Below are 25,624 nucleotides of genomic sequence, written 5' to 3' on the forward strand. Positions count from 1 at the left end.
GGCGCAAAGCTGACCTTCACCGCGACCAGAGAAATGCGTGCGCCCAGCCAATAGGCGACACAACTCTGTCCGGCGATCGACCGTTATCGCGACACCACCAACCTGACATCGGATAGCAAAAGAAGACCGTTTTTTTGACATGCGACCAATAAGTGCTTGGTCAGAAATGAGGGGGTTCGAGTCCACGTCGTGGGTCCCTTTGAAAAATCTCGTAAAAATCAGCCACTTAATCGGTCGTTTTGGTGGGCCCGGAGGATGCGCTCAAGTAGTTGGTTTCATTGATTGTTTCGTGGGCTCGAATCAGAAATCTTCCCGCATCGTTCCGAAAGGTTCCGCGACCTGCCGCGCAGTCGAATTTCGCTACGATATGCTTCCTAAGCCAATTTCGGATTCCAGGCATCCGAACAAGGGCTCGCTCGCGCCGTTTCTTAGGCTAAGATTGTTCCAACTGGCGGGAGGTCCATCCCTTGCGAGAAGAGCAACGCAGGCTTGCGGCGATCTTGGCCGCCGACGTGGCAGGTTACTCGCGGCTGATGGCAGCCGACGAGTCGGGAACGCTGGGACGGCTGAGGCGGCTCCGAGCTGAGGTATTCGAGCCCAAAATCGCGCGGTTCCACGGACGCATCGTCGGCTCGGCCGGGGACAGCCTGCTGATCGAGTTTGGGAGCGCGGTTAACGCCGTGCAGTGTGCGATCGAACTGCAGCGCGAACTGGGCGGCGAGAACGCGGGCCTCCCCGAAAACCGGCGCATGGCGTTCCGTATGGGCGTAAACCTCGGCGACGTGATCGTCGAAGACGACACGATATACGGAGACGGTGTGAACATCGCGGCACGGCTTGAAAAGTTAGCGCAGCCTGGCGGCGTTTGCATCGGGCGCGCCATTTACGATCAAGTAAAAGGCAAACTCGAATACGTCTATACGGATATCGGCGAACAACGGGTTCACAACATTGCGGAGCCGATACGCGCTTACCGTGTCATGTCCATTGAGCAATCCCCCACCAGCTCGTCCGCGCCGTCGGTCAAGGATGCGCTTCCGTTCCGCAAGCGACCATCGATCGCCGTGCTGCCTTTCACCAACATGAGCGGCGACGCAGAGCAGGAATACTTCTCTGACGGCATCACCGAGGACATCATTACGGACCTCAGCAAGGTCGGGGCGCTGGCCGTCACGGCGCGCAACACGACCTTTGCCCTCAAAGGCAAGTCGATGGATGTCAGCGAAGCGGCGCGGCAATTGCGCGTTTCGCATGTGCTGGAAGGCAGCGTACGCAAGGCGGGTAGTCGCGTTCGCATCACCGCGCAGCTGATCGACGGGACGAGCGGGCACCATGTGTGGGCCGAACGCTACGACCGTGATCTCAACGATATGTTTGCGCTCCAGGACGAGATCGCGCGGGCCATCGTCGATGCCCTGAAGATCCGGCTGATGCCGGCCGAGTATGCTGCCATCGGCAAGCGCACGACGGAGAACGTAGAAGCCTATCAATATTACCTCATGGGACGGCAGCATTTCTTGCGCCTGGGCCGTCGCAATCACCTTTCCGCCCGACGGCTCTACCAGCGGGCGCTGGAGATCGATCCCGAATACGCTTTGGCGCGGGCCGGGCTAGCGCTAGCTGAGGGCATGTTGCTGAGATCGGGAGATCCCAGCGCAAAGCTTGTCACCTTGAGCGCCGAGGCGCAGCGCGCGCTGGCCTTGGACTCGACGCTCGCGGAAGCTCACGTGGCCCACGCGATGGCGCATTTCCAGAAGGAGCAAATCGAGCTCGCAGGCGCCGCCTGCCGGCGCGCAATCGCGCTCGATCCCGATCTCTACGAGGCGCACAGGACCTTGGGCGACGTGCTGCGCATGGAGCGCAAGTTTAGAGAGGCCGCGGCCGCCTATGAGAAGGCGGCGGAGGTTGATCGCAACAGCTATGGTGCGATGTGCATGCTGTGGGATTGCCGCAAGACGCTGGGCGACGAGGTGGAAGCTCACAGGCTTTCAGAAGAGTTGCTTGCCCGCATCGAGAAAGCCATGCAGCTCTATCCGGACGATGGCGCAGCCTATGCCTATGGTTGTTACGTCCTCCACAATCTCGGCCTGGACGAACGCGCCCTCCAATGGGCCGAGCGCGCGATCACCATCGACCCGGAGGACTATAATAGCCATTACAATGTCGCGTGTTTCCTAGCGGCGATCGGCGCCGTGGAAAAGGCGATCGACACGCTGGAGCACTGCGTGCCGCAGCTTGGATTGCGGCAAGTGCACTGGATGGCGCAGGACGTGGATATGAATTCTCTGCGCGATCATGCGCGCTATCGGGCGCTGATCGAGCGCCTGGAGGTCAGTTTGGCGAAGGCAGAAGGCCAATCAGGAACCGGAATCGAAGGACGGCCTTCCGGAGCTTAGAGCCATTTCCCGCTCGGGACTGCGAGACGGCTTTAGGTCCTGACTTCCGATTCCGAAAGGCCGCGTCGCGCCGATCGGTGACGCTGCGCCGAGCGACGCAAGCCGCCTGCTGCCCGGCATCTGGGCAATTTTCATCGGCTGACTACACCACGACACCTTTTGACCCGCTGCGAAGTCTTTCCGCGCCTTCCCGGGAGATTCCGCTCCCGTCACCTCAGAGGGCCCGTTGAGTCATTCAGGTTCTCGAGGCGGGTATAGAAGGAAGCCCGTACCAGCCGGCGCTCCGCTAAAGCAGGTCTTTCGACCGCCGGGCGGACCTGAAGAACAGCTGGCATGTATGAAGGTAGAAGGCGCGCAGCCGGAGTAACCTATCCAGGCGTCAATCTGGCCGCCTCAAGAATCTGTGCGATGTGGCAAGAGGCCTCTGGGCCGCAGGAACTACGTCGCGATCGTCTCACTCCTTTTTATGGCCGCCGAAACAGCCCGGGCGGTTGACTGCCCGGCGCGACATGGGCTCCGATTGTCTCGTTGGTGATGCACGCGCGTTCATTCCGTCGTAGATCAGGCGCAGGATCATCCGTACGAGCTTCATTGGTTTGTCCCCTAAATCGCTATCCGTCATCTCTCCGCGCTCAGATACGCCCTCCATCCGCCGAGATCGGTGATCTCGCGGGCCTCGGCGACAGCATGAGCCTCGCATAGGAACCCTGAAACGCAGGTGCCGTCATCGAGCTCCACTTTTCCAATTCCGAGAGGGCCGGGAATTTTCTGCACGAACCGACCGAAGGCATCGGCGGGCAGCGCCCAAACCTCCACTTCGAGCCCTTGCGCCTTGTATCCAGGCTGACGGATGAGGCCGGGCTTCGGCGGCGTGGTGTTAGGCAAGACGTAAAGCCGGTAATCGCCAGCCGTGCGGCAGGCCTTCACCAGCCGGCCGCCGGGACCGGTGAGTTCGTGGTTGAGCGGCATGCCACTCAGATGCGCGCCGACCACCGCAATCTCGATCAAGCCTTCACCGGGAACAACAACACGGCTTGCCTCCGGAAGGATGGCATTGCGGTCGATGCCCATACCGGAGACGGCAGCACGGTGCAGCGCGTCGGCGAAGGGCGCCAGCGCGTCGTCGGTAAACGCATGAGAAACCAGCATCACGCCGCCCGGCAACCCGCTGTCGCTAAAACCCGCTGGAACGGCGATTGCCGCACAATCCAAGAGGTTGGCGAAATTGGTGTAGAGGCCGAGCCGTCCGTTGAGGACAATGGGATTGGCAAGCATGTCGGCGACCTTGTAGGTCGTCGGCGCGGTTGGCAGCAGCAGGACGTCGGCCTTCTGCCATTCCGCCTCGGTCTTGCGGCGCAACTTCTCCAGCCTGTAGCGGCCGTTGAAGGCATCGACCGCGGTCTTGCCCTTGGCGCCATCGATGATGGCACGCACCGTCGGATCGAAATCGTCGGCATTGGTCGCAAGGAAACCTTCGACAGCGGCGAGACGCTCCGCCACCCAGGGACCGTCGTAGAGCAGGGCCGCGGCTTCACGGAAGGGCTCATAGTCGAAAGGCACGATGGTTGCACCCAAGGCCTTCGCCCTCTCGATCGCCTGATCGTAGAGCCCCTCGACGACTGTATTGCCAAAGAATTCCCGTTCAGCGCCCTCGAGAACGCCGACACGCAAGCCGGACATGGGCAATGAAGCCGGCTTTGCCTCTCGCGAAAAGGCATCGGCGGCATCGAAGCCTTCCGCGACCTTGCGGACGGCAACACCGTCGCCAACCGTTGCCGCGAAGATCGTGACGCAATCGACGCTCCTGCATGCCGGGACGACGCCGGTATTCGGCAGCAGGCCGGGCGTCGGCTTGATGCCGACGAGATTGTTGAAGGCGGCAGGAACACGGCCGGAACCAGCGGTGTCGGTGCCCAAAGCGAAGGTCGCGAGGCCGGCGGCGACCGTGACTGCCGACCCGGAGCTCGAGCCACCGGAGATATACTCGGCATCGAAGACCGAGCGCGGCGCGCCGTGCGGCGAGCGCGTGCCGTTAAGCCCCGTTGCGAACTGGTCGAGATTGGTCTTGCCGATGACGATGGCGCCGGCCGCCTTCAACCGGGCAACGACCGTGGCATCTCGCTGCGGACTATAAGCGTAGGCCGGACAGCCCGCAGTGGTCGGCAGGCCGGCAACGTCGATATTGTCCTTGACGGCGAAGGGGATACCCCAGAGCGGCAGGCTGTTCGGCTCCGGCGCGTTCGCCATCAGCGCGCAGGCGGCGGCCCGCAGATCCTCGTCGGGTGCCGGCGTGATGAAGATCGCCGGATCGTTGGAGGCGGCACGCCGGGAGATCACCGCTTCGATGACGTCGAGCGGCGTCATGCCGGCGGCGTATGCGGCTCGGAGGCTTGAAAGATCGAGAATGGTCGGCAGCATGTCAGCATTCCTCCAGGACGACGATGATGTCGCCTGCCTTGACGTTTCGGCCGGGCCCGGCGCGCAGGTCGCGAACGCGGCCGGCGGCGTGGGCGGTGACGTTGATTTCCATTTTCATCGACTCGATGATGGCAAGCGTATCGCCGGCCGCGACCGACGCGCCCGGCTCGACCAGCAGTTTCCAGATGTTGCCGGGCACCGCACTGGCGACGCCGAAGCAGCCGGCGGGTATATCGCCGTCGAGGCTCTCGCCCGTCCCCTCGTGGTTGACGAAGCTGTCGTGCCCATCGTCCTTCCAGCGCTGGCGCTCGGCATCGAAAGCAGCTTGCTGGACGCCTTTGAAAGCGGTGATGGACTGGGCGTTGGCCTTGAGTTCCCGTTCATAGGCCGCATAAGAGAATTCCGTCTCCTCGATACGAACGGGATAGCCACCATGCGGAAAGGCGGCGCGTGCTTCCGGCAGTTCCTGGTGAGAGACTGGGAAGAAGCGGATCTGGTCGAAGAAGTCCAGTAGCCAGGGTTTGCCCTTGGTGAAAACAGGCGTCTGCCGCCAGGTGTTCCAGACCTGAATCGTCCGGCCGAAAAGCTGATAGCCGCCCGGCCCCTCCATGCCGTAGATGCACATATAGGCGCCGCCGATGCCGACGGCATTTTCCGGCGTCCAGGTTCGGGCCGGGTTGTATTTGGTCGTGACGAGGCGGTGGCGCGGGTCCATCGGCGTTGCGACAGGTGCGCCGAGATAGACATCGCCGAGGCCAAGCACGAGGTAGTTGGCGTTGAAGATGATGTCTTTCACCGCCTGTTCGTCGGCGAGCCCATTGATGCGGCGGATGAACTCGATGTTCGAAGGGCACCAGGGCGCGTTCGGCCGTACCAGTTCCTGATATTTGCGCATCGCAAGTTCGGCATCCGGATCGTTCCAGGAGAGCGGCAGATGCACGATGCGGCTTGGCACCTTCACTGCCTGCGCCGCCGGCAGCGATGCCTCGATATCCGCCAACAGCCCGAGCAGGCGCTTTCGTGTGAGTGTGGTTCCGTCATAGTGGATCTGCAACGAGCGGATGCCCGGCGTTAGATCGATGATTCCGGGCAAACGCGCCTCCGTGACCGCCTGCATCAGCAGATGGGCACGGAGCCGCAGCGCGATATCGAGCATCATCGGGCCGTATTCGACCAGCAGATTGTCATCTCCCTGCCGGCGATAAACGACGGAAACGGGGCCATCCTCGCGCCGACCGACGATCGGAGATCCCTTGTCGTCCAGGGCGCGGTGGATCGCTGGCACCGCAAGCGCATCCCCTGGCCTCGATACCGGATGAAACCGGATGCGATCGCCCGGTTTGAACTGGCCCATCTTCCATTGCTCGTCGCGCGCGATTACCGCCGGGCAGACGAAACCGCCAAGGCTTGGACCGTCGGGACCGAGGATGATCGGCATGTCGCCGGTAAAATCGATCGCGCCGATCGCATAGGCATTGTCATGCAGGTTGGAAGGATGGAGCCCCGCCTCGCCGCCGTCGCTGCGCGCCCATTTTGGTGCCGGCCCGACGAGACGAACGCCGGTGCGGGCACTGTTGAAATGCACCTCGTAGGCCGTCGAAAACAGGGTGTCTATGTCGCCTTCCGCGAAGAAGTCTGGCGCGCCATGCGGACCATAGAGAACGCCGACATCCCAGGCTCGGGTCAGCGCCGCAGGTTCGTCCGGCGCCTTTGCCGGCTCCAACGGTATTTGCCGGGCAAGATGCAGCACATGTCCCGTCTTCAGCGTGCCGGTGGCATTGCCGCCGAACTGGCCGAGACCGAAGGTGGCGCGGGATCCAAGCACGAGCGGTGCTGCGAACCCGCCCTCGACCGCGAGATAGGCACGCTGGCCGGCACCGTCGATACTGGCGATCGACAGCACCTGCCCGGCACGGATCGGCACCGCCACATCGTGCGACAACAGCTCTCCGTCGCAACGCATCGACATGCGCGCGCCGGCAAGGGCAACGACCGTGTCGGCGAAGAAGCGCAGGGTCGGGCCAGAAACCGTCAACTCGAGTGCTGCAACCGTGTCGGCATTGCCGACAAGCCGGTTGGCATGGCGAAATGAGCGCTCGTCCATAGGCCCACTCGGCGGCACGCCGACATGCCAGAGGCCGAGACGACCTGGCAATTCCTGGATACTCGACTGCGCGCCCGGCGCCAGCACCTCGATCACTTGAGGCACGAAGGCGAAATCGCGCAATGCCGTCGTTGCCACCTTGCCGCTGGCCAGCAGTTGGGACGCCGCAATCTCGCGCAGATAGCCGAGATTGGTCTCGATACCGGAGATCGACGTCTCGGCAAGCGCCGCCTTCAGCTTCTCGATCGCGGCCGGCCGGTCGGGCGCGGCAACGATGATCTTCGCCAGCATCGGATCGTAGAACGGCGTCACCTCCGTGCCGGTCTCGATCCAGCTGTCGACACGGGCGGTTTGCGGGAAGGCAACCTCGGTCAGCAGCCCGGCGCTCGGCCGGAAATCCGCATGCGGCATTTCCGCGTAGACGCGAACCTCGATCGCAGCGCCCTTCGGCACAAGGCTCCCAGCACCGGACAAGACATCCTCGCCGGCGGCCTGGCGGATCATCCATTCGACGAGGTCGATGCCGAAAACGGCTTCGGTGACGGGATGTTCGACCTGCAGGCGGGTATTGACCTCCAGGAAATAGAATTCCTCGCGGACGGGATCGTAGATGAACTCGACCGTTCCGGCCGAGGCATAGGATACCAAGGTTCCGAGGTCGACGGCCGCCTCGTGCAGCCTGGTGCGCGTCGCTGCGGACAGGCCCGGTGCCGGCGTTTCCTCGACAACCTTCTGGTTTCGCCGCTGCAGCGAGCAGTCGCGTTCGCCAAGCGCAATCACCCGGCCTTTGCCATCGCCGAAGATCTGCACCTCGACATGACGGGCATCGGCCACGAAACGTTCGATATAGACGCGCGCATCGCCGAAGCTAGCGCGTGCGGTGCGCTGCACGCTCTCGAACGACGCCTGCAGGCTTGCCGGATCGGCGCATAGCTGCATGCCGATGCCACCGCCGCCCGCGGTGCTTTTCAGCATCACGGGATAGCCGATCACTTCGGCTTCCGTCAGCGCCTGTTCGGCGCTTTGCAGCAGGCCGGTGCCCGGCAGCAGCGGCACGCCGCTTGTTCTTGCAAGCTCCCGCGCCGTGTGTTTCAGACCAAAGGCGGAGAGATGTTCGGACCGCGGACCGATGAAGGCGATCCCCTCCGTGGCTAGCCTTTCGGCAAAGCCAATATTCTCCGACAAGAAACCGTAGCCGGGGTGGACAGCTTGCGCACCCGTTGCCTTGCAGGCGGAGATGACCGCATCGACATCGAGATAACTTTCACCGGCCGGCGCGGGCCCCAAGCGAACAGCTTCGTCGGCAAGAAGCGTCGCCATAGCGAAACGGTCAGCATCCGAATAGACCGCGACCGATGCTATGCCCATTGTCTTCAATGTCCGGATGACCCGGACCGCGATTTCGCCCCTGTTGGCGATCAGAACCTTGGTGAACATCGCTCAGGCCCCGACCGCCGGGGCAGCATCCCAGATCAGCACGCGGATCGGCGTAGGATCGAAGCCGTTGCAGGGATTGTTGATCTGCGGGCAGTTGGAGATGACGCAAAGCACATCCATCTCGGCGACCAGCTCGACGTAGTCGCCAGGCGAAGAGATGCCATCGACGATGGTCATTTCGCCATTCGGCTTGATTGGGACATTCATGAAGAAATTGATGTTCGGGACGATATCGCGCTTGCTCATGCCGTGCTTGGCCACTTCAAGCAGGAAGTTGTCGCGGCAGGCATGCAGGTATTTCGTGCCATGGCCAAAGCGCACGGTGTTGCTCTCGCAGGAACAGGCGCCGGCGGATGTGTCGTGACGGCCGCAGCTGTCGGCCGACATGACAAGCATGACATTGCCTTCGTTCGACATGATCCTGGTGCCGACGCCGATATAGGCGGCGCCCTGCGCCCGCATCGTGTCCTGGTTGGAGTAGCGTTCGGAGAAATCATCGGCACGGTAAAACAGCGTGTCGATCGCCTGCTGGCCGTAGCTGTCCTCGATGCGGATCGTCTGGCCCTTCCGCACGATGCCGGACCATGGCGCCTCGGCCGGGATTAAGTGATCCTGAACGGCATTGTCGATGCTGCGCGAGGCGGCGGTCTGGATGAAATCGCTCATCATTCGCCCTCCCCTCAGGCCAGCATCAAAGCGTTGTTTTCGAAACCGCGCACGGCCTCCGCGGTCGCGGTGCGGGCGAGATCGTCGGCGGCAGGTGCCGCTGCGCGGAAGCGGGTGATGGTGATCGGTTTGGGCTGATAGATCGGATCGGGGTCGAGCGGATGCGGGCAATTGGAAAAGCCGACGATCATATCCATCTCGGCGCGCAGCTCGGCGTAGTCGCCGCTGTTGGAGAGCTTGCCGCGCAATTGGAATGCGCCGGCGTCGTCGATGCGCACCGGCGCGAACAGATTGAGGATGGCCGGGATATCCCGTCGGGTCAGACCAAGCTTGCCGGCAAGCAGGATCAGATTGTCACGGGTATTGCGCGTGCTTGTGCCCGGATATTTGACCACGTTGGTCGCGGCCGTCGATCCGCCCATGAGACAGTCATGGGCGCCTGAACTGTCCTCGGTCAGCGAGAACATCACGCGCCCCATGTCCGAAAAGATTACCCGTCCCTTGCCGAGCGCGGTGGTCCATTGCACCTTGGCTGTATCGACAAGGTTCAGCCGCTCGCTGGTATCGTTGGCGTTCCAGGCGACAAGCGCGACGGTCGATCGACCTTCGCCTTGATCGATGCGGATCGCTTCGCCGCGCCTCAGCAGCGTTGACCAGTACCAACCGCCGGGAATCTCTTCCGCATGGATGACGGTGGCGGGATCGACCGGAGGCGCGGGCATGGGGCTCGGCGCGGGCAATGCCTTCGGCGCGAATTCCAGCCCTTTCTTCTGATGCTCTTCGTAGCGCTGCCGATTGACGGCGATTTCCTGAGGCGAACGTCTAGTGTGCTTCATGGCCTTCTCCTGACAATTCCAGGTCGTCCCGGCGATGCCCCAGGAAAGCGACCGGGCCGTCCCGGTCGGGGCTGAAGATCGAAGGCACGCCCGCTTCCCGCGGCGGCCAGATGGAAATGTCATTGGTGATCGTCGCGCCGTAGCGCCGCTTTTCCTCGGGGCGGTCGCGTCGCCGCTCGAAGGCAACGATGCGGCTGGCAAGGGTGAAGGCCTCGCGCATGTCGTGCGTGACCATGACGACGGTCATTTGGGTTTCATGCCACAGCCGCTTCATGAGCGTGTGGATCTCGGCGCGGATGCCGGGATCAAGCGCACCGAACGGTTCATCGAGCAGCAAGACCTTCGGCTTCATGATCAGCGCCTGGGCGAGCGCCAGGCGCTGCTGCATGCCGCCTGAAAGCTGCGCAGGGTATTTTTGTTCGGTACCGGAAAGACCGACTTCCGTTATGAAGTCCCGGGCCTCTTCGACAGCATGGCGCCGCGCCGCGCCGAAGAGCTTCGCCTTGTGGGGTGAGTTGGAAAATTCCTTGCCAAGCAGGACATTCCCCAGCACCGTCAGATGCGGAAACACGGAATAACGCTGAAAGACGATCCCTCGATCCGGTCCCGGTTCCGTGGGCATCGGTTGGCCGTCTATCAGGATGGTGCCCCTGGTCGGCTGTTCCTGGCCGAGCAACATGCGCAGGAACGTCGACTTGCCGCAGCCCGACGGCCCGACAAGAGCGACAAAGGCGCGGGATGCGACCGTCAACGACACGTTCTCAAGGACGATCTGGTCGTCATACTCCTTCCAGACGTCTCGGATGACGAGTTCGCTCATCCCTGCTTCTCCAACTCCGACCACGGGAAGACGGCAATGCGGATGCGGTCGAGGCCGTAATTGGCGACAACGGCAAGCAAGGTGATCCAGACGACGTAGGGGAAGATGACGTCCATCGACAGGTAGCGGCGGACCAGGAAGATGCGGTAGCCAAGTCCGGAATCGGACGATATCGCCTCCGCGGCGATGAGAAACAGCCAGGCGGGACCGATCTGCAGCCTCAGGCACGTGATAAGCCGCGGCAGGATTTGCGGCAGCAGGACGCGGAGCGCGATCTGCCATGACGATCCGCCCAGTGTCTCGGCTTTGATGATCTGCTCCCGGGGCACTTCCAGCACCCGCAGAGCAAGGTCGCGGATCATCGTAGGTGCGATGCCGATGACGATGAGCGCAATCTTGGAGGTCTCGCCCAATCCCATGACGATGAAGAGGATCGGAAGCAGCGCCAGGGGTGGAACCATCGAGATGACGGCGACAAAGGGGGAAAGCAAAGCCCGCAAATAGGGCAGCATGCCGATGGCCATGCCGATCAGAAGCGCGATGACGGTCGAGAGGCCGAGGCCGGCGAACAGGCGAATGAGGCTCGCACGCGTATCCGACCAGAGCAGGTAGTCACCCGTGCGTTGATCGGCGACGAAGGCCATTCGGTCAATCGCATCGGCAAAGCCGGCAAGGCCTGGCAGAAGTTTGTCATTGGCGTTTTCCGCCAGGCGAGCGGCCGACCCGAAGGCGTAAGCGACGGCGAGCAGCACAAAAGGCAGCAACATCAAGGCAAGCTGCGTGCCCCTGCCCGGTCTCGTGTTGATCCAGCGCATGAACAAAGCTCCGCTGATGAGGGGAAGGGGCGGCGCCGTTCATCGCGCCACCCGGTCAAAGCGGTGCCTAGAGCGAGCCTTCGGCCGCGGCCTTCATATAGGCCCCGGTGAAGCGCAACTTGACGTTGCCGCTGTCGCCCAGAACCTTGCCGTCCGGCATTTCGATGCCGATGATGTCCGCGGATGGCGCCCCATTGCCCAACAGCCCCTTCGCGAAGAGGAAGTTGCGAACGAGGTCCATCGTCTTCGGCAGGCTTGGCGAAACGGTGAAGGCGACGGCATCCGCCGGCTTGTCGAAGAGCTTGGTTGCCGCGAGCTGGCCCTCGAATCCCTTGAGATTGGTACCCGATGCGACGCCCATCGCTTCGCGGGCCGCCTTGCCCTCGTCCGTCTGCGCCGTCAGCAAAGCCGCCGTCTCATACCAGATGCCGGCGAGCGCCTTGCCGAAGTTCGGATTGTCCGTCAGCACCTTGGTGTTGGCGGCCATCAGGTCGATGATCTCGCCCGGAATCTGCGAGCTGTCGAAAACCTTCCTGGCGCTTGGATCTTCGAGAACGGTCGAAACCAGAGGATTCCAGGTGACGACCGCGGTGACATCGGCGGTCTTGTAGGCAGCGACCATGTCGGCGTCGGAGGTGTTGACCACCTTCACGTCGCGCTCGGTCGAGCCGATGCTTTCTAGCGCGCGGGTCAGCAGATAGTGCGACACCGAATATTCGACGAGGTTGACGTTCTGGCCCTTGATGTCCGCGAGAGTGCTCTTGTTCTTGAGGATGACGGCATCGTTGCCATTCGAGAAGTCGCCGACGATGACAGCCGTCGTATCGACGCCGCCGGCAGCAGGAATGGAGAGGCCGTCCATATTGGTGAGCGTCACTGCGTCGAAGGCGCCCGCAGTGTATTGATTCATCGACTCTACATAGTCGTTGAACTGCGTGACCTCGATCTTGATCCCATATTTGTCCGCCCATTTCTTGACGATGCCATGATCGGCTGCATAACCCCATGGCATCCAGCCGACATAGATCGACCAGGCGACTTTGAAGTCGGTCTTCGGTGCGGCCGTGGCCATAGAAGCTGTGCCAAACGCCAACGAAGCGGCCAGAACGGCGGTCGAGAGCATTCTTGAAAACGTCTGCATGGAAATTCCCCTTTTTGCGTCTCTCAAAAAGGGATCGGCATGGACCATCGCGCCGCCAATCCCTTGGCTAACGAGGTCTCCCGGGCTTTTGTCCCGCCGTGCACCCGGTGGGATGTCTCCCGCACCGGTGGCAGCTCTCGGACCAGCACGCTCAAAAAAGAGCGCCGGAACCCTAGCCACCAACTCTAGTTTTGATGAAGCAATGTCCGTGCCAACTGCTAACCGTATGTTTCGGATCAGAAAAAATTGGGCGGCAATTCCGAATGCTCAAAAAAGGGTGCGCACTGTGCAAAAGAATTGAGCATTGCGTCGCGCCGCGGCTCTGGAAAATCCGGCTGTGATTCTCTGAATGGCCACCAAAGAGCCGCAAGCTGCTCGAAGACTTCGACCGCATCCCAATGTCTCTCTTGGTCGCCCATCGAGGCGTCTGCCCGTGTCGTCTTGTTGCGGGCCACGCACCATCGTTCGTCACGCGTTGGCCACAGAAAGGACGCCAGGCGGCGAGTGCCGTACTCCTCAGGTGTCAGCCCAATCGCGGACCCCCACTCGTCGACCAGCCGCGCGTACTGACGCGTGCTCAGGTGACAGGCGCCACCCGCACAGTGGCGCGAGCAGAACACCGAGAGATTGGCGGCCATCGCAAGTTTTCTGTCGCAACCTGTAAGTGAATGCGACAGGAGACGTGCCTAAATCCGCCGATGAATGGCAGGGACGGCCCGACCCTCACCCCGGCCGAAAGCATTGAAAGGAACAAGTCATGCCCACCACCAAGCGCCGCGCACTGATCCTCATCTCGTCCGGCCGCCAGCTGCCGCTGGCCGAACCGGCCGATGTCAAGTCGATCTCGACCGGGTTCTTCCTGGTCGAAATGGCCCAGGTGCTCAAGGAGTTCGAGAACGACTACGAGTTCACCTTCGCCACCCCCGACGGCAATGCCCCGCAACTCGACATCAACGGCATGGCCCTGTCCGTGCAATCCATCGAGAAGACCGGCGCCATCACGATCCCCCTCCGTATGCAGCAGCGCCGCCGCTCGTTCGACGTCAACAGCTTCCGGCAGCGCCACCTCGCGTTGGTCGCCCGCCGCGAACAGGAAGTCCGACTGCTGGAACGGCACCTCGGCCGGGTCCCGGTCTCCGAACTGTTGCCCAACAGCGAACCGGAGCTCGCCGCGTACCGCCCCGAACTGATCCGCCGCCTCGACAAGCTGCCCGAGGGCACCTTCCACTCGCTGCAGGAACTCGTCCAGCGTCACCGCGACCCGGCCGACCCGTTCAGTTTCGCCGACTTTGACTTCATCCACACCCCCGGCGGTCACGCCCCCATGGTCGACTTCCGTGACAACCCGTGGCTCGGCGAAACCCTCCACGTAGCCCGGGAGAACGGCGTCATCATCTCGCTGATCTGCCACGCGCCCGTGGCGGTGACCTCCACCCGTCAACGAGTCGATGCTCAGGGCCACCCCTACCTCGTCAGCGACAACCCGTTCCTCGCCGCCACCATCTCGACCGTCCCCACGATTGGCGAGCTGTTCGCGCTGCGGTTCCTCTACCCACGCGTCCCAGGGAAGAAGACACGACTCTCCTACTTCGTCGACAAGGCCATCAAGGAAGCCGGTTTCAAACTCGCGACCTCCCTCAACATCGCCGCCCCGCTACTGGCCTACGAGCCGTCCGTGCGGCTGCTCACCGGCAACGGCCCGCAGGCCATCGACCAGCAGGCCGCCAAGCTGCGCAGGGTCCTCACCAGCACTCACGCCGCCCGACGCGGTAGCGGCACGCAGTTGAGCATGCAACCGTTACGGTCCACCCTGCCGGTCACACAATGGACGACCCGGTAGGGCAGATGGATGACTGGATCGGTGGCGGATTCGGGTACGCTGTGATCGAACTGGGGCCGGGCTAGGCGACGATAGGACAGCGGCGCTCATATGCCGCCATTACGGGCGAGTGAAAGACTGCCATGACACGGCTACCAATCGACAGATGCAAAGTCCCACAGGCCTTTTGGCGCGCTGTAGAGCGGGCTGGCATCTCACCAGCGGCATTGTTGAGGCAAGCTCGGTTGCCTGCGACCCTCCACATTTCCGAAGGCGCTTCTGTCAATACCGCCCAATACTTCGAACTCTGGCAAGCACTGGAGGAGCTGTCGGGCGACCCTGCGATCGGGCTGCATATCACAGTCGCGGCAGATACATCGGTCCATCCCCCCGCGACCATGTCGGCCTTCTTCGCCAAGGATTTCCGCGACGGCCTCAATCGACTTTCAAGGTTCAAGCGGCTTTGCACCCCGGAAGAGCTGCGCGTGATAGAACGTGATGGTGAGGCTTTTGTCAGCTTCGCCTGGATCCACGCCGTTGGCCCGGAGCCTGACGTAGCGGCCGATGTGACGTTTGCAGCAATCCTTGAACTGGGACGACGCGGAACAGGTCGTCACATCGTCCCGCTGCGCGTGGACATGACCCGAGCAGGCCCGACGACCCGGGCGCACCAAGAGTACTTCGAAGCGCCAATAACGTTCGGGGCGCCCAAGAACCAGATGGTGCTGCGTGCTGATGATCTGGATCGACCGTTCGCTGGGCACAATCCCGAACTGCTCGCCATCCTTACGCCGGCACTGTTGGCCTCACTCGACGAGATCGATGCGCAAAGCTCGTTGCCGGAACAGGTGAAGATTGTCCTGAAGCGGCGGTTGGCCAGCGGCAAGCCCGAACTATCGGACGTGGCCAACGCCCTGGGGATGGGCGAGCGCACGCTGCAGCGCCGTATTTCGGAATCTGGGACAAGCTTCAGGCTGCTCCTGGAGGCTTCCCGCCAGGAACTCGGTCGCGAAATGCTGGCCAGTGGCGCGAATGCGGCCGACGAGATTGCCTATCTCCTGGGGTATCAGGATACCAGTTCGTTCTATCGCGCCTTCCGCGAGTGGGAAGGTGTCACCCCCGCACAGTGGCGCGAGCAGAACATCGAGGCCCCTCGCCTGAACTAGAGATTGGCGGCCATCGCCAGTTTTCTGGCGCAACCTGCAAATGAATGTGACAGGGCGCGCGCCTACCTCAAGAGAAGTGCCCAATGGCACGCAACCATGAGGTAGATCGATGTCGAAAGTCTGGTTCATTACAGGCGCCAACCGTGGCTTTGGCCGCGTTTGGGCGGAAGCCGCACTCAAGCGTGGCGACAGGGTTGCCGCGACGAGCCGGCAGCCTGAGGCCTTGCAGGATCTCGTTACTCAGTTCGGCGAGGCGGTCCTGCCCCTGCGGCTGGATGTGACCGATCGCGCCGCCGCAACTGCCGCTGTCGAACAGGCTGCCAAAACATTTGGTGGTCTCGACGTTGTCGTCAACAATGCCGGCTACGGCCTGTTCGGTGCGGTCGAAGAAGTCACGGAGCAGCAGGTGCGCCATCAGCTCGAAGTGAATTTCTTCGGTGTGCTGAACGTCACCCAAGCCGTCTTGCCCATCCTGCGCAAGCAGGGACATGGCCACATCATACAGGTGTCCAGCATCGGTGGCCTGATCGCCTACCCCAATCTGGGGGCTTATCACGCCTCCAAGTGGGCAGTCGAAGGCCTCACCGAGTCGCTGGCGCAGGAGGTTGCCCCGTTCGGCATCAAAGTGACCTTGGTGGAACCGGGCGGCTATGCCACCGACTGGGGCCGGGGCTCGGCTGCCCACGCCAACCCGGCGCCGCAGTATGACCCCCTGCGCCGTGCCCAGGCAGACATCTGGGCCAACGTGCCTGCGGAGTTCATTGGCAAACCGATGGCGACGGGTCCGGCGATCCTGCAGGTCGTTGATGCCGCCGAGCCTCCCACCCGGATCTTTTTCGGGCTCACCCCAACCAGGACCATCGTCGACGTCTACGCCAAGCGCCTCCAGACCTGGAAGGACTGGGAGTCGGTTTCGATCGCGGCCAACGGCCACTGAGGCAGCAGCCTGCGGGGCCGCCGATTGGCGGCCCCGCGCAGGTCAAGCGACCGCCACTGTCCGCTTCTAATCGGGCATTGAGGTAGCTCCAACGTTCGCCTTCGTGTCGTCCTGCTGAAAGGATTTATTTTTGTTTTCAGTACGTTACGTCGCAGATCGGCGTATTTTCGGCGGCGTTTGAGTGGGTCTGAATCATTCCCACTCGATTGTGCCGGGCGGCTTCGAGGTGACGTCGTAGACGACGCGGTTGATGCCGCGCACTTCGTTGATGATGCGGGTGGCGGCGGCCCCCAGGAACGCCATGTCGTAGTGGTAGAAATCCGCCGTCATGCCGTCGACCGAGGTGACGGCGCGCAGCGCGCAGACGAACTCGTAGGTGCGGCCGTCGCCCATCACGCCGACCGTTTGCACTGGCAGCAGCACGGCGAAGGCCTGCCAGATGGCGTCGTAGAGGCCGGCCTTGCGGATCTCGTCGAGATAGATGGCGTCGGCTTCGCGCAGGATCTCCAGCTTGTCGCGGGTGATGCCGCCCGGGCAGCGGATGGCGAGACCGGGGCCAGGAAACGGATGCCGGCCGATGAAGCTTTCGGGCAGGCCGAGCTCCTTGCCGAGCGCCCTCACCTCGTCCTTGAACAGTTCGCGCAGCGGCTCGACCAACTGCATGTTCATGCGCGCGGGCAGGCCGCCGACATTGTGGTGCGACTTGATCGTCACCGACGGGCCGCCGGTGAAGGAGACGCTTTCGATGACGTCGGGATAGAGCGTGCCTTGCGCCAGGAAATCGGCGCCGCCGAGCTTCTTCGCCTCCTCCTCGAACACCTCGATGAACAGCCGGCCGATGGTCTTGCGCTTCTTCTCCGGGTCGGCCTCGCCTTCGAGCGCCGAGATGAACTTGTCCGCGGCGTCGACCAGGATCAGCGGCAGATTGTAATGCTGGCGGAACATCGCCACCACGCCGGCGGCTTCGTCCTTGCGCATCAGCCCGTGGTCGACGAGGATGCAGGTGAGCTGGTCGCCAACCGCTTCATGGATCAAGAGGGCCGCGACCGAGGAGTCGACGCCGCCCGACAGCGCGCAGATCACCTTGCCCTTGCCGACCTGCTTGCGGATCGCCTCGACCGCGTGCTCGCGATAGGCGCGCATCGTCCAGTCGCCCTCGATGCCGGCGATGTTGTGAACGAAATTTCTCAGCAGCCGGGCGCCGTCCGGGGTGTGCACCACCTCGGGGTGGAACATGATGCCGTACATCTTGCGCTCGATATTGCCGAAGATGGCGAAGGGCGAGCCTTCCGACTTGCCGAACACCTCGAAGCCCTTGGGCAAGGAGATGACGCGGTCGCCATGGCTCATCCACACCTGATGGCGCTGGCCCGGTGCCCACAGGCCCTCGAACAGCGGGCTGTCCTTCTCGATCTCGACGAAGGCGCGGCCGAACTCGCGATGATCGGAGCTCTCGGCGACACCGCCCATCTGCACGCACATGGCCATCTGGCCGTAGCAGATGCCGAGCACCGGCACGCCGGCGTCGAAGACGATCTGCGGCGCGCGCGGGCTGCCGATATCGCTGGTCGAGGCCGGGCCGCCGGACAGGATCACGGCTTTCGGATTGATGCGCTTGAACGCCGCCTCGGCCGACTGAAACGGCACGATCTCGGAAAACACGCCAGCCTCGCGGATGCGGCGGGCGATAAGCTGCGTAAACTGGCTGCCGAAATCGACAATCAGGACGGTGTCGGGATGATTGGCTGTTTTCATGGCGAGCGTTTAGAGAAAGAAATGAGTCGGCGCAATGGGTTGCGAGGCGTTGCCGTCACTTCGATTCCACGCCTTCACCTTCGGCGCCAGCGTCTTCGTCCATTGCCGCAGCCTGTCCGGCCTCGAGCGCCCGCAAAGCGCCCATCAGCGCGGTGAACCGCTTCTCGCCAATGCGACTGACATAGCGCCGCTCAATCTCCATCTTGACCCGGTCGCCGTCGCGCAAGGCATCCAGCCCCTTGCGTGTGTAGCGCACCAGCTTGCCGCGGCCATCTTGCGGATCGGGCAGACGCTCGACGATACCCTCCGCCTCGAGGCCATCGAGCAGTTGCTGGATCGCCTGCTTGGAGATTGCCGAGCGTTCGATCAACGCCGACTGGCGCATGCCACGCCTGCTGATGTGTCCAAGCAATCCAGCGCGCGCCTCGGTGAACCAGCCGTGGCCGGCGGCCCGCATGCCGGCAGCGAATTCGGCCTGCCAGGCACGGCTTGCCTGCCATAGCCGCCAGCCGACGTGATCGGGCAATGCTTCGGTTTTTTCGTCAAGTTCCTTGACCATTTTCTTCCGACTCCATATAGTCAAGGTACTTGACGATGCACATCCCGTCGAGGCTCTTTCGAACTCAAGCACACGGACAGGGACCATGACAATTCTCGACAAGAACACGCTGGCCGTTATCATGATCGGCACCACGCATGTCATCGACATGGGCGGCAAGGACGCCTTCATCCACTACGAAAATGAGAACCGGGCGCATATGCTGCTGCCGGATGGTACCCTTTTCCATGGGCTTTGGACGCTGCTCGACGACGGCTACAAGGTTGAATGGAAAGATGGTCCCACCGGCTCCTGGAAACTCGATCATTCGCCGGGAGCAATCGACTATGTCGATGCGAACGGCGCCGTGCGCGGCCGCATTTCGCGCATCGATTTCGGCGATCCGGCGAGCCTGGCGGATTGATCCGATTTGCGGTCAGGCGCCCAGCAGACCTTCGCCAAGCGCCCGTTCCAGCAGCCCGACCGCCCCGGCCAGCTTCTCGTCGATAACGTGCAGATATTCGGTCCAGTCGCCGACGTGCCTGAGATCCGCCGCCCCGTCGGAAATGCCGCGCAGCCCGATCAGCGGGATGTCGAACAGCTGGCAGGCGCGCAGGCAAGCGAAGGTCTCCATGTCGACCATGTCGGCGGCGATCGCATCGTAAGCAGTGCCGGTGATGATCGCGCCGCCGGTCGACAGCGTTGCCGCCTTTACATCCGGAATCCGGAACGGCAGCGGCACGGTCACCGGCAGGTCGAGAAAGGGCGTTGCGCCCTTTTCGAAGCCGAGCGGCGAGGCGTCGATGTCACGGTAGCTGACCGAGACGACCTGGTAGATTTCCGTCTGCTCAAGCGTCCGGCTGCCGGCGGAGCCGAGCGAGACGACGAGATCCGGCAGGGCTTCTTGGGACTTCATCAGGGACAATTGGGCGCCAAGCCTGACACCGGCCTCGACCGGCCCAACGCCGGTCATGAAAGGTGCGAACATTCGCTTCAGGTGCGGGCCGTATTCGGCATGCGCCGCCATCACGAAGAGGACGTCCTTGCCTGAGAGGCGAGACACTTTGCCGGTCACGATGATTTACCCCTGCCTGCTCCGATTGTCTGCTTATCTGCGCCGCCGCTCGCCGGGACCCGCTGCCTGTGGCAGCTCCCGGCGTTCGTGGCTTGTCATCGTGCCACGGGCACGATGAATTCGCCTGCGGCGAACCGGCCACTCATCCCTCAATCCCATCGCGGCCGACCACCGTCATCATCGTGCCGGTCATCGTGGCTATGAGCTTGGCCTCGCCGTCGGCGGCGAAGGCATAGGCCTGGCCATCGGCGACGATGATGGTGCGGCCGGGTTTGGTCACCGAACCGCGAAACAGGAAGCGCTCGCCCCTGCCCGGCGCCAGCAGATTGACCTTGAACTCGATGGTCAGCACGCTGGAGTTTTCCGGCATCAGCGAGAACGCGGCATAGCCGCAGGCCGAGTCCAGCGCCGTCGAAATGACGCCGGCATGCAGAAAGCCATGCTGCTGGGTCAGTGCCGCCGAATAAGGCATCTCGATCTCGATGATGCCGGGCGTCACCAGCGTCAGCTCGGCGCCGATCGTCGCCATGGCCTTCTGGCGCGCGAAGGAGGTCCTGACGCGGTCCTCATAGTCCGGGGCGGGTACGATCTTTGATGCCATGGCCGTCGCCTTCCTTTATGCGGATAACTTATTGCAGAGGCATGGGCGACAGGCAAATGCTTTTGCTGCACTGCAACAAAACGAGCCGAAGGCACTTAGTTTAGCCAGAGAAGCGATGCGTTGAGCAAGGTGGCGAAAGCTACCCAGGCCGCGTAAGGAACGAACAGCCAGCCGGAAGTCCGGTCACGGTTCCAGGCGCTGGCGATGAACAGCACAATGTTGGCGAGAAGAAGCACAATCACCACGAGCGCTGGTCCCATCATCCTGGCGCCGAAGAAGGTCGGCGACCACAGGAAATTCAGAAAGAGCTGGACGCCCCAGATCTTCTTCGCAGTTCCTGTGGGCTGATGCTGCCATGTCCGCCAACCGGCTATGGCGATCAGCACATAGAGCAGTGTCCAGGCAGGCCCAAAGACCCAGTTGGGTGGATTGAAGGGCGGCTTGGCCAGCGACGCATACCAGGCACCCGGCAGCGTCACGTAGCCGATCAGCAGGCCTCCACCCAACACCAGGATGAGGAAGGGCAGAAGCGACAGATGTCTTTGCAAGAATTCCACCCCGTGATGGCGGCCCGATGCCGCGCATCTGCAACTGGAGCGCCATCGCCAGCTGTCAACGGCAGCGTCAATTCGCCCTGCGCATGGCGCAGAAATAGAAGCCATCGGTGCCGCTCAGCGCCGGCGACAGCGAGATGTCGCCTGCCGGACCGATGCGCACGGCCGCCGCATGGCCGGGAAAACGGCTGTCCCAGAGCGCGCGGTGATCGACCGGGACAAAACCGCTGTTGCGGTCGCGGAAGGCCGCGACCTGCTCGCCATTCTCCTCGTCGAAAACCGAGCAGGTGATGTAGACCAGCAGGCCGCCTGACTTGACGTAGGCCTTGGCCGCATCGAGGATCGCCGCCTGCTCGCCCTTGCGGGCGTCGAGCTGTCTCTGCGTCAGCCGCCATTTGGCATCGGGACGGCGCCGCCAGGTGCCGCTGCCGGTACAGGGCGCGTCGACCAGCACGATGTCCATGTGGCCCGTGAGCGGAGCGAGTTCGGCCGGCTTGGTGACGACCTGCACATTGCGGTTTTCCGAGCGGCGGATGCGGTCGAAGATCGGCGCCAGCCGTGCCTTCTCGGCGTCGTGGGCAAAGATCTGGCCGCGATTGTCCATCGAAGCCGACAGCGCCAGCGTCTTGCCACCGGCGCCGGCACAGAAGTCAAGCACCTGCATGCCGGCCTGGGCACCGGCAAGGGCAGCCGCCACCTGCGAGCCTTCGTCCTGGACCTCGAACCAGCCTTTCTGGAAGGCCGGCTCGGCCTGAACGTTCGGATGCCTGCCGTCGCCATCGATCGGCGGGATGCGGATGCCTTGCGGCGCTATTGCCGCAGGTTTCGCGCCGGTTCCCGTCAGTTCGGCCAACACCTTGTCGCGATTAGCCTGCAGCGTGTTGACCCTGAGGTCGAGCGGCGGGCGTGTCGCCAGCGCCGCACCCTCGTCGGCCCAGGTCGCGCCGAAGGTTTTCTCGAAAAGCGGCGCGCACCAATCCGGTATGTCGGCCCGCACCACGGCCGGCGCATCGGCCAGCCGGCGATCGGCAATTGCCTGAAGCTCGGTGGCAGTCAGCAGCGGTGGCGCGAACTTGTCGCCGTCAAGCGCATCGTTGAGCGACAGCGCCGTCTGGCCCCATTCGAGCAGCAGCGCGCCGAAGCCGATGGCGCGCGGCGTGTCCTCCCCCAACAGCCAGCCGGCGGAACGCTTGCGGCGCAAGGCGTCATAGACGATGTTGCCGATCGCCGCGCGGTCGCCGCCCCCGGCGAAGCGATGCGACAGGCCCCAGTCCTTCAGCGCGTCGGCGACCGGCCGGTGACGCCGTCCGATGTCTTCCAGCACTTCGATGGCCGCAGCCAGCCGTCCACCCAGTCGCATTCGTCATTCCATCAAATCGAAAACAGGATCTCCGGGCCTGCTCTTAGAGCAATTCCAGGAAAAGTGTGAAACGGTTTTCCAGGGAAAGCGCGCAGCGCTTTCGCCGGGGAATTGCGTCAGAACAAAGAAAGGGAGCCTTTCACGTCTGGATTGAACCCCGCTTCCGTCTCATGGCGACGAGGTTATCCCAACCAAGAACGGCGCATCCGCCCGACCAGTAAATGTCCCTGACCGGCAACAAGAGATCGATCATAGATAACGGGTCTCTAATGTTCGTAACTGGCGCCTGCAAGCATGCGATCTGGCGCAACTGCGCTGCTTTCCAAGTTTTTCGGCAGGGAATACTCTTGCCACCATGATTCGCGCCGCGAAAACGCAGGCCAGCGGATCGATACGAGGAGAGGGCAATGAAGACTTATCTGGCGGAAGTTCTAGGCACATTTCTATTGGTGTTTATCGGTACGGCTTCTGTGGTGACAGGCGGCTTCGGCGGCGCGCTGCCGCTCGGCCAGGAAGGCATCGGTCTGGCGTTCGGCATCGGCCTCATTGCGGCAGCCTATGCGATCGGTCCCATTTCTGGCGCGCATCTCAATCCGGCGGTGACGCTCGGTGTCTTCCTTGCCGGCCGGCTGCCGGCCAAGGACGTCATCCCCTACTGGATCGCGCAGATCATCGGCGCCATCCTCGCCTCGCTCGCGCTGTGGATCATCGTCTCCGGCCAGACCGGCGGACACACAGGCGGCTTCGGCGCCAATGGCTGGGACGTGGCGAAATGGGGCGTGAGTTCGGCGTTCCTGTGGGAACTGATCGGGACCTTCACCTTCGTCACCGTGATCCTCGGCGTTACGGCTGAAAAGCACTCGACGGCGTTCGCCGGGCTGGTCATCGGCCTGACGCTGGCCGGACTGCACTTCGCCATCATCCCGGTCACCGGTACGTCGCTCAATCCGGCCCGCTCGATCGGCCCGGCGCTGTTTTCCGGCACTGCTGCGATCGGCCAACTCTGGCTGTTCATCGTCGCACCGCTGATCGGCGGCGCCCTCGCAGGCGTCGTCGCCAAGGCGCGCGTCTTCGAGAAGGACTGAGTTCTGGAAGCGTGAATACGAAAAAGGCGCGGGCCGTGGCCCGCGCCTTTTGCTGATCCTGCCGCCAACGAGAAAACCTTACCTGACTCGCCCGTTTTCGCACGCTTGGTCGTGTTGGTGGGAAAACCCGCCTATAGCTTTCTGAAGAAGCCGGACAGAATATTCGGACCAGCTTCGCCGGGCCGCAGTCTAATCCCGTCCTCGAAGCAGTTCAGTGTCATGCACTGGAAGCCGTTGTGCGCGAGGAGCGCCACCAGCGAGTCACGGTCGAAGTGGTGCAGGTGCTCGTTGGGGAGACGCATACGCCACGTCCGGAACCACGCGTCGCCGTCGGCACCGAGCTCGCGCCAGCGGCAATAAGGAACGGCGACGGCCAGGTAGCGGGCCTGAAGGCGGGCGAGGAAACCCAGATCCGGGATGTGCTCCAGCACGTCGAACATGGCGACGAGATCCCACGAGCTGGCGAGCGCCTCATCCCAATCGACAAAGCGAACGCCCTTGGGCAGCGGAAACCTGGCGATGTCGCAGCCGGCGCAGTCGGCGACCCCGGTTATTTTCGCGGCTTCGACGAATGTGCCCGTGCCATAACCAATCTCCAGCACGGACCGAGGAATCTCGCCGGTGATTCCCAGCGCCCAGCCAAGTCGCTGATATCCGAGCTTGATGGTCCGGTCACTCAGGTCCTCGTAATAGGAAATGTATTGCTTGTCGTATCTGATCGGGGTGAAGTCGATCTGGTGAATCACGCCAAACCCGTCCACCTCGTAATTGTCCAACATTCGCGTGCCGCCTCCGATTCCGAATTCCTTAAGTCACAGCCAACCGCAATCTCGGCGCAAATCGATCATGGTACAAATATAAGAAATATATACGTAAAAAATACCACGATATGGACCATGCCAGTCAGGAATGTCGTTCTTTCGGTACTAAAGCTGACGTTGCATATGAAGAGCGCTAAAATCAGAAGTACTGTGTCAGTTGCTGGAAGCCCGAGAGTTAACCCTCTTCCCGTCAGCAGGCTGGCAGCTGCGACCGCCGGTATTGTCAAACCAATTGTGGCGCAAGCCGAACCCATCGCAACATTCAAGCCGCGTTGCAGCTCATTGTTGAGAGAAGCGCGAACCGAAGAAATGGCCTCTGGCATCAAAACCAACCCGGCGATCAACGCTCCGACAATACTGTCAGCCTGGGTCACCTGGTAGGAAACGAGCGTGTCTTCAACGCTTGCGGCGACCTGCTCGGCGAGCATGACAATTCCAATCAGCCCGATTAACAGGAGCAAAATGCTCGCGGAGATGCCCCCATGAGGGGCGGTCCGCATCGAAACGTCGTGCGCTTCTCCCTGGACGAAGTCGTCTCGGTGCCGGACAGTCTGCGCGAACACAAAACTTGCATAGAGCAGCACTGAAAGTACGCTCACAAAGCCGAGTTGTGCTGCTGAAAATGTGCCCGGCCCCGTGGTTTGCGTGTAGGTTGGCAGAATAAGCGTCATGACGGTTAGTGCGATCAGAACCGCCAAATATGCGCTGGTCCCTTGTCGAACAATTGCCTGCTTGCGATGACGCCAGCCGCCAAGCACGAGACACGTACCGACGACGCCGGTGGATGTAATCATCACCGTTGAAAAGACGGACTCACGTGCAAGCGTAGGGTTGTTCTCTCCATGCAGCATCATGGAAACGATTATCGACACTTCGATTGCCGTCACGGCAAAAGTCAGCACCAATGTGCCGTAGGGCTCTCCTACACGCCGAGCCACCGCCTCGGCATGGTCGAGCACGACGAAAATGGTGGTGAACATGATCGCAGTCGAAAGCGCTCCGACAAGGATCCTGACGTTCAGTGAACCTTCGTCTACCGACAGCCCGCTTGCCCTGACTGCGACAGCCATCACCAAAGCGGCCAAGGGCATCGCATAAGACGTCACCGATCGTCCGAAACCACTCATTCAAGCCCCCTCCCCCTAGGCGTTTCTGCGAGCCTTGCGGAAGCCCCATATCGGGCACCTTGGCAATATCCGGCAGCGCCCCAACGGCCGGCGTTCGACTCCCACAAACAACGTCACCCGCACTTCCAGACGATGCCGCAGGGATCCGTGATC

At 62.4% G+C, this 25,624-nt stretch carries 21 protein-coding genes, 1 pseudogene and 1 riboswitch; of the genes and pseudogenes, 6 read left to right on the forward strand and 16 right to left on the reverse strand.

Features of this window, described 5'->3' with window-relative positions; all coding sequences use genetic code 11:
- Positions 1–467 precede the first annotated feature (467 nt).
- On the forward strand, positions 468–2,396 hold the full coding sequence (locus tag AC1RZR_RS31310) for an adenylate/guanylate cyclase domain-containing protein (protein ID WP_481827038.1): 1,929 nt from the start codon (positions 468–470) through the stop codon (positions 2,394–2,396).
- Positions 2,397–3,014: 618 nt separating this feature from the next.
- Here the strand turns inward: AC1RZR_RS31310 and atzF are convergent.
- The 8 genes and pseudogenes from atzF to AC1RZR_RS31350 form a co-directional block, all read right to left on the reverse strand.
- Positions 3,015–4,814, reverse strand: coding sequence for an allophanate hydrolase (gene atzF / locus AC1RZR_RS31315; protein WP_481827039.1), 1,800 nt, complete (start codon positions 4,812–4,814; stop codon positions 3,015–3,017).
- 1 nt (position 4,815) lies between these two features.
- Positions 4,816–8,355 carry an urea carboxylase gene (gene uca, locus AC1RZR_RS31320; protein WP_481827040.1) on the reverse strand — a complete coding sequence of 1,180 codons (3,540 nt, stop codon included), beginning with the start codon at positions 8,353–8,355 and terminating at the stop codon, positions 4,816–4,818.
- Between the two features lie 3 nt (positions 8,356–8,358).
- Positions 8,359–9,021 (reverse strand): urea amidolyase associated protein UAAP2, encoded by a 663-nt coding sequence (locus tag AC1RZR_RS31325; RefSeq protein ID WP_481827041.1) that lies wholly within the window; start codon positions 9,019–9,021, stop codon positions 8,359–8,361.
- A 14-nt stretch (positions 9,022–9,035) separates the two neighbouring features.
- Positions 9,036–9,857 (reverse strand): urea amidolyase associated protein UAAP1, encoded by an 822-nt coding sequence (locus AC1RZR_RS31330; RefSeq protein WP_481827042.1) that lies wholly within the window; start codon positions 9,855–9,857, stop codon positions 9,036–9,038.
- Entirely contained in the window at positions 9,844–10,677 is an 834-nt protein-coding gene (locus AC1RZR_RS31335; RefSeq protein WP_477271067.1) for an ABC transporter ATP-binding protein, read from the reverse strand. Before AC1RZR_RS31335 ends, AC1RZR_RS31330 begins: the two co-directional genes overlap by 14 nt.
- Positions 10,674–11,492, reverse strand: a complete 819-nt coding sequence (locus AC1RZR_RS31340; protein ID WP_477271069.1) for an ABC transporter permease — start codon at positions 11,490–11,492, stop codon at positions 10,674–10,676. The genes AC1RZR_RS31335 and AC1RZR_RS31340 overlap by 4 nt, the downstream gene beginning before the upstream one ends.
- A 67-nt stretch (positions 11,493–11,559) precedes the next feature.
- On the reverse strand, positions 11,560–12,633 hold the full coding sequence (locus tag AC1RZR_RS31345) for a putative urea ABC transporter substrate-binding protein (RefSeq protein ID WP_477271071.1): 1,074 nt from the start codon (positions 12,631–12,633) through the stop codon (positions 11,560–11,562).
- A gap of 75 nt (positions 12,634–12,708) precedes the next feature.
- Positions 12,709–12,820: riboswitch (guanidine-I (ykkC/yxkD leader) on the reverse strand.
- 307 nt (positions 12,821–13,127) lie between these two features.
- Positions 13,128–13,217 (reverse strand): annotated as a pseudogene (locus AC1RZR_RS31350) (integrase); the annotation flags it as partial.
- A 173-nt stretch (positions 13,218–13,390) separates the two neighbouring features.
- Between AC1RZR_RS31350 and AC1RZR_RS31355 the strand changes: the two are divergent.
- From AC1RZR_RS31355 to AC1RZR_RS31365, 3 genes are all read left to right on the forward strand, one after another.
- Positions 13,391–14,473, forward strand: a complete 1,083-nt coding sequence (locus tag AC1RZR_RS31355) for a type 1 glutamine amidotransferase family protein (protein WP_481827043.1) — start codon at positions 13,391–13,393, stop codon at positions 14,471–14,473.
- A 122-nt stretch (positions 14,474–14,595) separates the two neighbouring features.
- The gene (locus tag AC1RZR_RS31360) at positions 14,596–15,618 is read left to right on the forward strand and encodes an AraC family transcriptional regulator (protein ID WP_481827044.1); all 1,023 of its coding nucleotides are present in this window, start codon (positions 14,596–14,598) and stop codon (positions 15,616–15,618) included.
- Positions 15,619–15,727: 109 nt separating this feature from the next.
- Positions 15,728–16,555: an SDR family NAD(P)-dependent oxidoreductase gene (locus AC1RZR_RS31365; RefSeq protein WP_481827045.1), complete on the forward strand. Its 828-nt coding sequence runs from the start codon at positions 15,728–15,730 to the stop codon at positions 16,553–16,555.
- Between the two features lie 192 nt (positions 16,556–16,747).
- Here the strand turns inward: AC1RZR_RS31365 and guaA are convergent, their stop codons facing one another.
- Both guaA and AC1RZR_RS31375 read right to left on the reverse strand, forming a co-directional pair.
- Positions 16,748–18,310, reverse strand: coding sequence for a glutamine-hydrolyzing GMP synthase (gene guaA / locus AC1RZR_RS31370; RefSeq protein WP_481827046.1), 1,563 nt, complete (start codon positions 18,308–18,310; stop codon positions 16,748–16,750).
- 55 nt (positions 18,311–18,365) lie between these two features.
- Positions 18,366–18,869, reverse strand: coding sequence for a MarR family winged helix-turn-helix transcriptional regulator (locus tag AC1RZR_RS31375; protein WP_481827047.1), 504 nt, complete (start codon positions 18,867–18,869; stop codon positions 18,366–18,368).
- Positions 18,870–18,954: 85 nt separating this feature from the next.
- Here AC1RZR_RS31375 and AC1RZR_RS31380 point away from each other — a divergent pair, with 85 nt between their 5' ends.
- On the forward strand, positions 18,955–19,272 hold the full coding sequence (locus AC1RZR_RS31380) for a hypothetical protein (RefSeq protein ID WP_481827048.1): 318 nt from the start codon (positions 18,955–18,957) through the stop codon (positions 19,270–19,272).
- A gap of 12 nt (positions 19,273–19,284) precedes the next feature.
- Here the strand turns inward: AC1RZR_RS31380 and AC1RZR_RS31385 are convergent, their stop codons facing one another.
- The 4 genes from AC1RZR_RS31385 to AC1RZR_RS31400 all read right to left on the reverse strand — a co-directional run bounded on the left by AC1RZR_RS31385 (position 19,285) and on the right by AC1RZR_RS31400 (position 22,438).
- On the reverse strand, positions 19,285–19,875 hold the full coding sequence (locus AC1RZR_RS31385; protein ID WP_481829163.1) for a 5'-methylthioadenosine/S-adenosylhomocysteine nucleosidase: 591 nt from the start codon (positions 19,873–19,875) through the stop codon (positions 19,285–19,287).
- Positions 19,876–20,065: 190 nt separating this feature from the next.
- Positions 20,066–20,524, reverse strand: a complete 459-nt coding sequence (locus tag AC1RZR_RS31390; protein ID WP_481827049.1) for a PaaI family thioesterase — start codon at positions 20,522–20,524, stop codon at positions 20,066–20,068.
- A gap of 95 nt (positions 20,525–20,619) precedes the next feature.
- Positions 20,620–21,072 carry a TspO/MBR family protein gene (locus AC1RZR_RS31395; RefSeq protein ID WP_481827050.1) on the reverse strand — a complete coding sequence of 151 codons (453 nt, stop codon included), beginning with the start codon at positions 21,070–21,072 and terminating at the stop codon, positions 20,620–20,622.
- A gap of 76 nt (positions 21,073–21,148) precedes the next feature.
- A complete protein-coding gene (locus AC1RZR_RS31400; RefSeq protein WP_481827051.1) occupies positions 21,149–22,438 on the reverse strand; it encodes an RsmB/NOP family class I SAM-dependent RNA methyltransferase in 1,290 nt (429 codons plus the stop codon).
- Positions 22,439–22,845: 407 nt separating this feature from the next.
- Here AC1RZR_RS31400 and AC1RZR_RS31405 point away from each other — a divergent pair, with 407 nt between their 5' ends.
- Positions 22,846–23,523: an MIP family channel protein gene (locus AC1RZR_RS31405; RefSeq protein ID WP_477271091.1), complete on the forward strand. Its 678-nt coding sequence runs from the start codon at positions 22,846–22,848 to the stop codon at positions 23,521–23,523.
- 131 nt (positions 23,524–23,654) lie between these two features.
- Here AC1RZR_RS31405 and AC1RZR_RS31410 read toward each other — a convergent pair whose 3' ends face one another.
- Entirely contained in the window at positions 23,655–24,302 is a 648-nt protein-coding gene (locus AC1RZR_RS31410; RefSeq protein WP_481827052.1) for a class I SAM-dependent methyltransferase, read from the reverse strand.
- A 65-nt stretch (positions 24,303–24,367) separates the two neighbouring features.
- On the reverse strand, positions 24,368–25,471 hold the full coding sequence (locus AC1RZR_RS31415; protein ID WP_477271095.1) for a calcium:cation antiporter: 1,104 nt from the start codon (positions 25,469–25,471) through the stop codon (positions 24,368–24,370).
- Positions 25,472–25,624 lie beyond the last annotated feature (153 nt).

Source organism: Mesorhizobium bavaricum (assembly GCF_056781655.1).

Coding starts and splice junctions, on each gene's coding strand:
- AC1RZR_RS31410 (WP_481827052.1), bottom strand. CDS start 24,302: ATGTTGGACAATTACGAGGTGGACGGGTTTGGCGTGATTCACCAGATC.
- AC1RZR_RS31325 (WP_481827041.1), bottom strand. CDS start 9,021: ATGAGCGATTTCATCCAGACCGCCGCCTCGCGCAGCATCGACAATGCC.
- AC1RZR_RS31365 (WP_481827045.1), top strand. CDS start 15,728: ATGTCGAAAGTCTGGTTCATTACAGGCGCCAACCGTGGCTTTGGCCGC.
- AC1RZR_RS31405 (WP_477271091.1), top strand. CDS start 22,846: ATGAAGACTTATCTGGCGGAAGTTCTAGGCACATTTCTATTGGTGTTT.
- AC1RZR_RS31345 (WP_477271071.1), bottom strand. CDS start 12,633: ATGCAGACGTTTTCAAGAATGCTCTCGACCGCCGTTCTGGCCGCTTCG.
- AC1RZR_RS31355 (WP_481827043.1), top strand. CDS start 13,391: ATGCCCACCACCAAGCGCCGCGCACTGATCCTCATCTCGTCCGGCCGC.
- AC1RZR_RS31380 (WP_481827048.1), top strand. CDS start 18,955: ATGACAATTCTCGACAAGAACACGCTGGCCGTTATCATGATCGGCACC.
- AC1RZR_RS31400 (WP_481827051.1), bottom strand. CDS start 22,438: ATGCGACTGGGTGGACGGCTGGCTGCGGCCATCGAAGTGCTGGAAGAC.
- AC1RZR_RS31375 (WP_481827047.1), bottom strand. CDS start 18,869: ATGGTCAAGGAACTTGACGAAAAAACCGAAGCATTGCCCGATCACGTC.
- AC1RZR_RS31330 (WP_481827042.1), bottom strand. CDS start 9,857: ATGAAGCACACTAGACGTTCGCCTCAGGAAATCGCCGTCAATCGGCAG.
- guaA (WP_481827046.1), bottom strand. CDS start 18,310: ATGAAAACAGCCAATCATCCCGACACCGTCCTGATTGTCGATTTCGGC.
- AC1RZR_RS31335 (WP_477271067.1), bottom strand. CDS start 10,677: ATGAGCGAACTCGTCATCCGAGACGTCTGGAAGGAGTATGACGACCAG.
- AC1RZR_RS31385 (WP_481829163.1), bottom strand. CDS start 19,875: ATGGCGGCGCATGCCGAATACGGCCCGCACCTGAAGCGAATGTTCGCA.
- AC1RZR_RS31390 (WP_481827049.1), bottom strand. CDS start 20,524: ATGGCATCAAAGATCGTACCCGCCCCGGACTATGAGGACCGCGTCAGG.
- AC1RZR_RS31360 (WP_481827044.1), top strand. CDS start 14,596: ATGACACGGCTACCAATCGACAGATGCAAAGTCCCACAGGCCTTTTGG.
- atzF (WP_481827039.1), bottom strand. CDS start 4,814: ATGCTGCCGACCATTCTCGATCTTTCAAGCCTCCGAGCCGCATACGCC.
- AC1RZR_RS31340 (WP_477271069.1), bottom strand. CDS start 11,492: ATGCGCTGGATCAACACGAGACCGGGCAGGGGCACGCAGCTTGCCTTG.
- AC1RZR_RS31415 (WP_477271095.1), bottom strand. CDS start 25,471: ATGAGTGGTTTCGGACGATCGGTGACGTCTTATGCGATGCCCTTGGCC.
- uca (WP_481827040.1), bottom strand. CDS start 8,355: ATGTTCACCAAGGTTCTGATCGCCAACAGGGGCGAAATCGCGGTCCGG.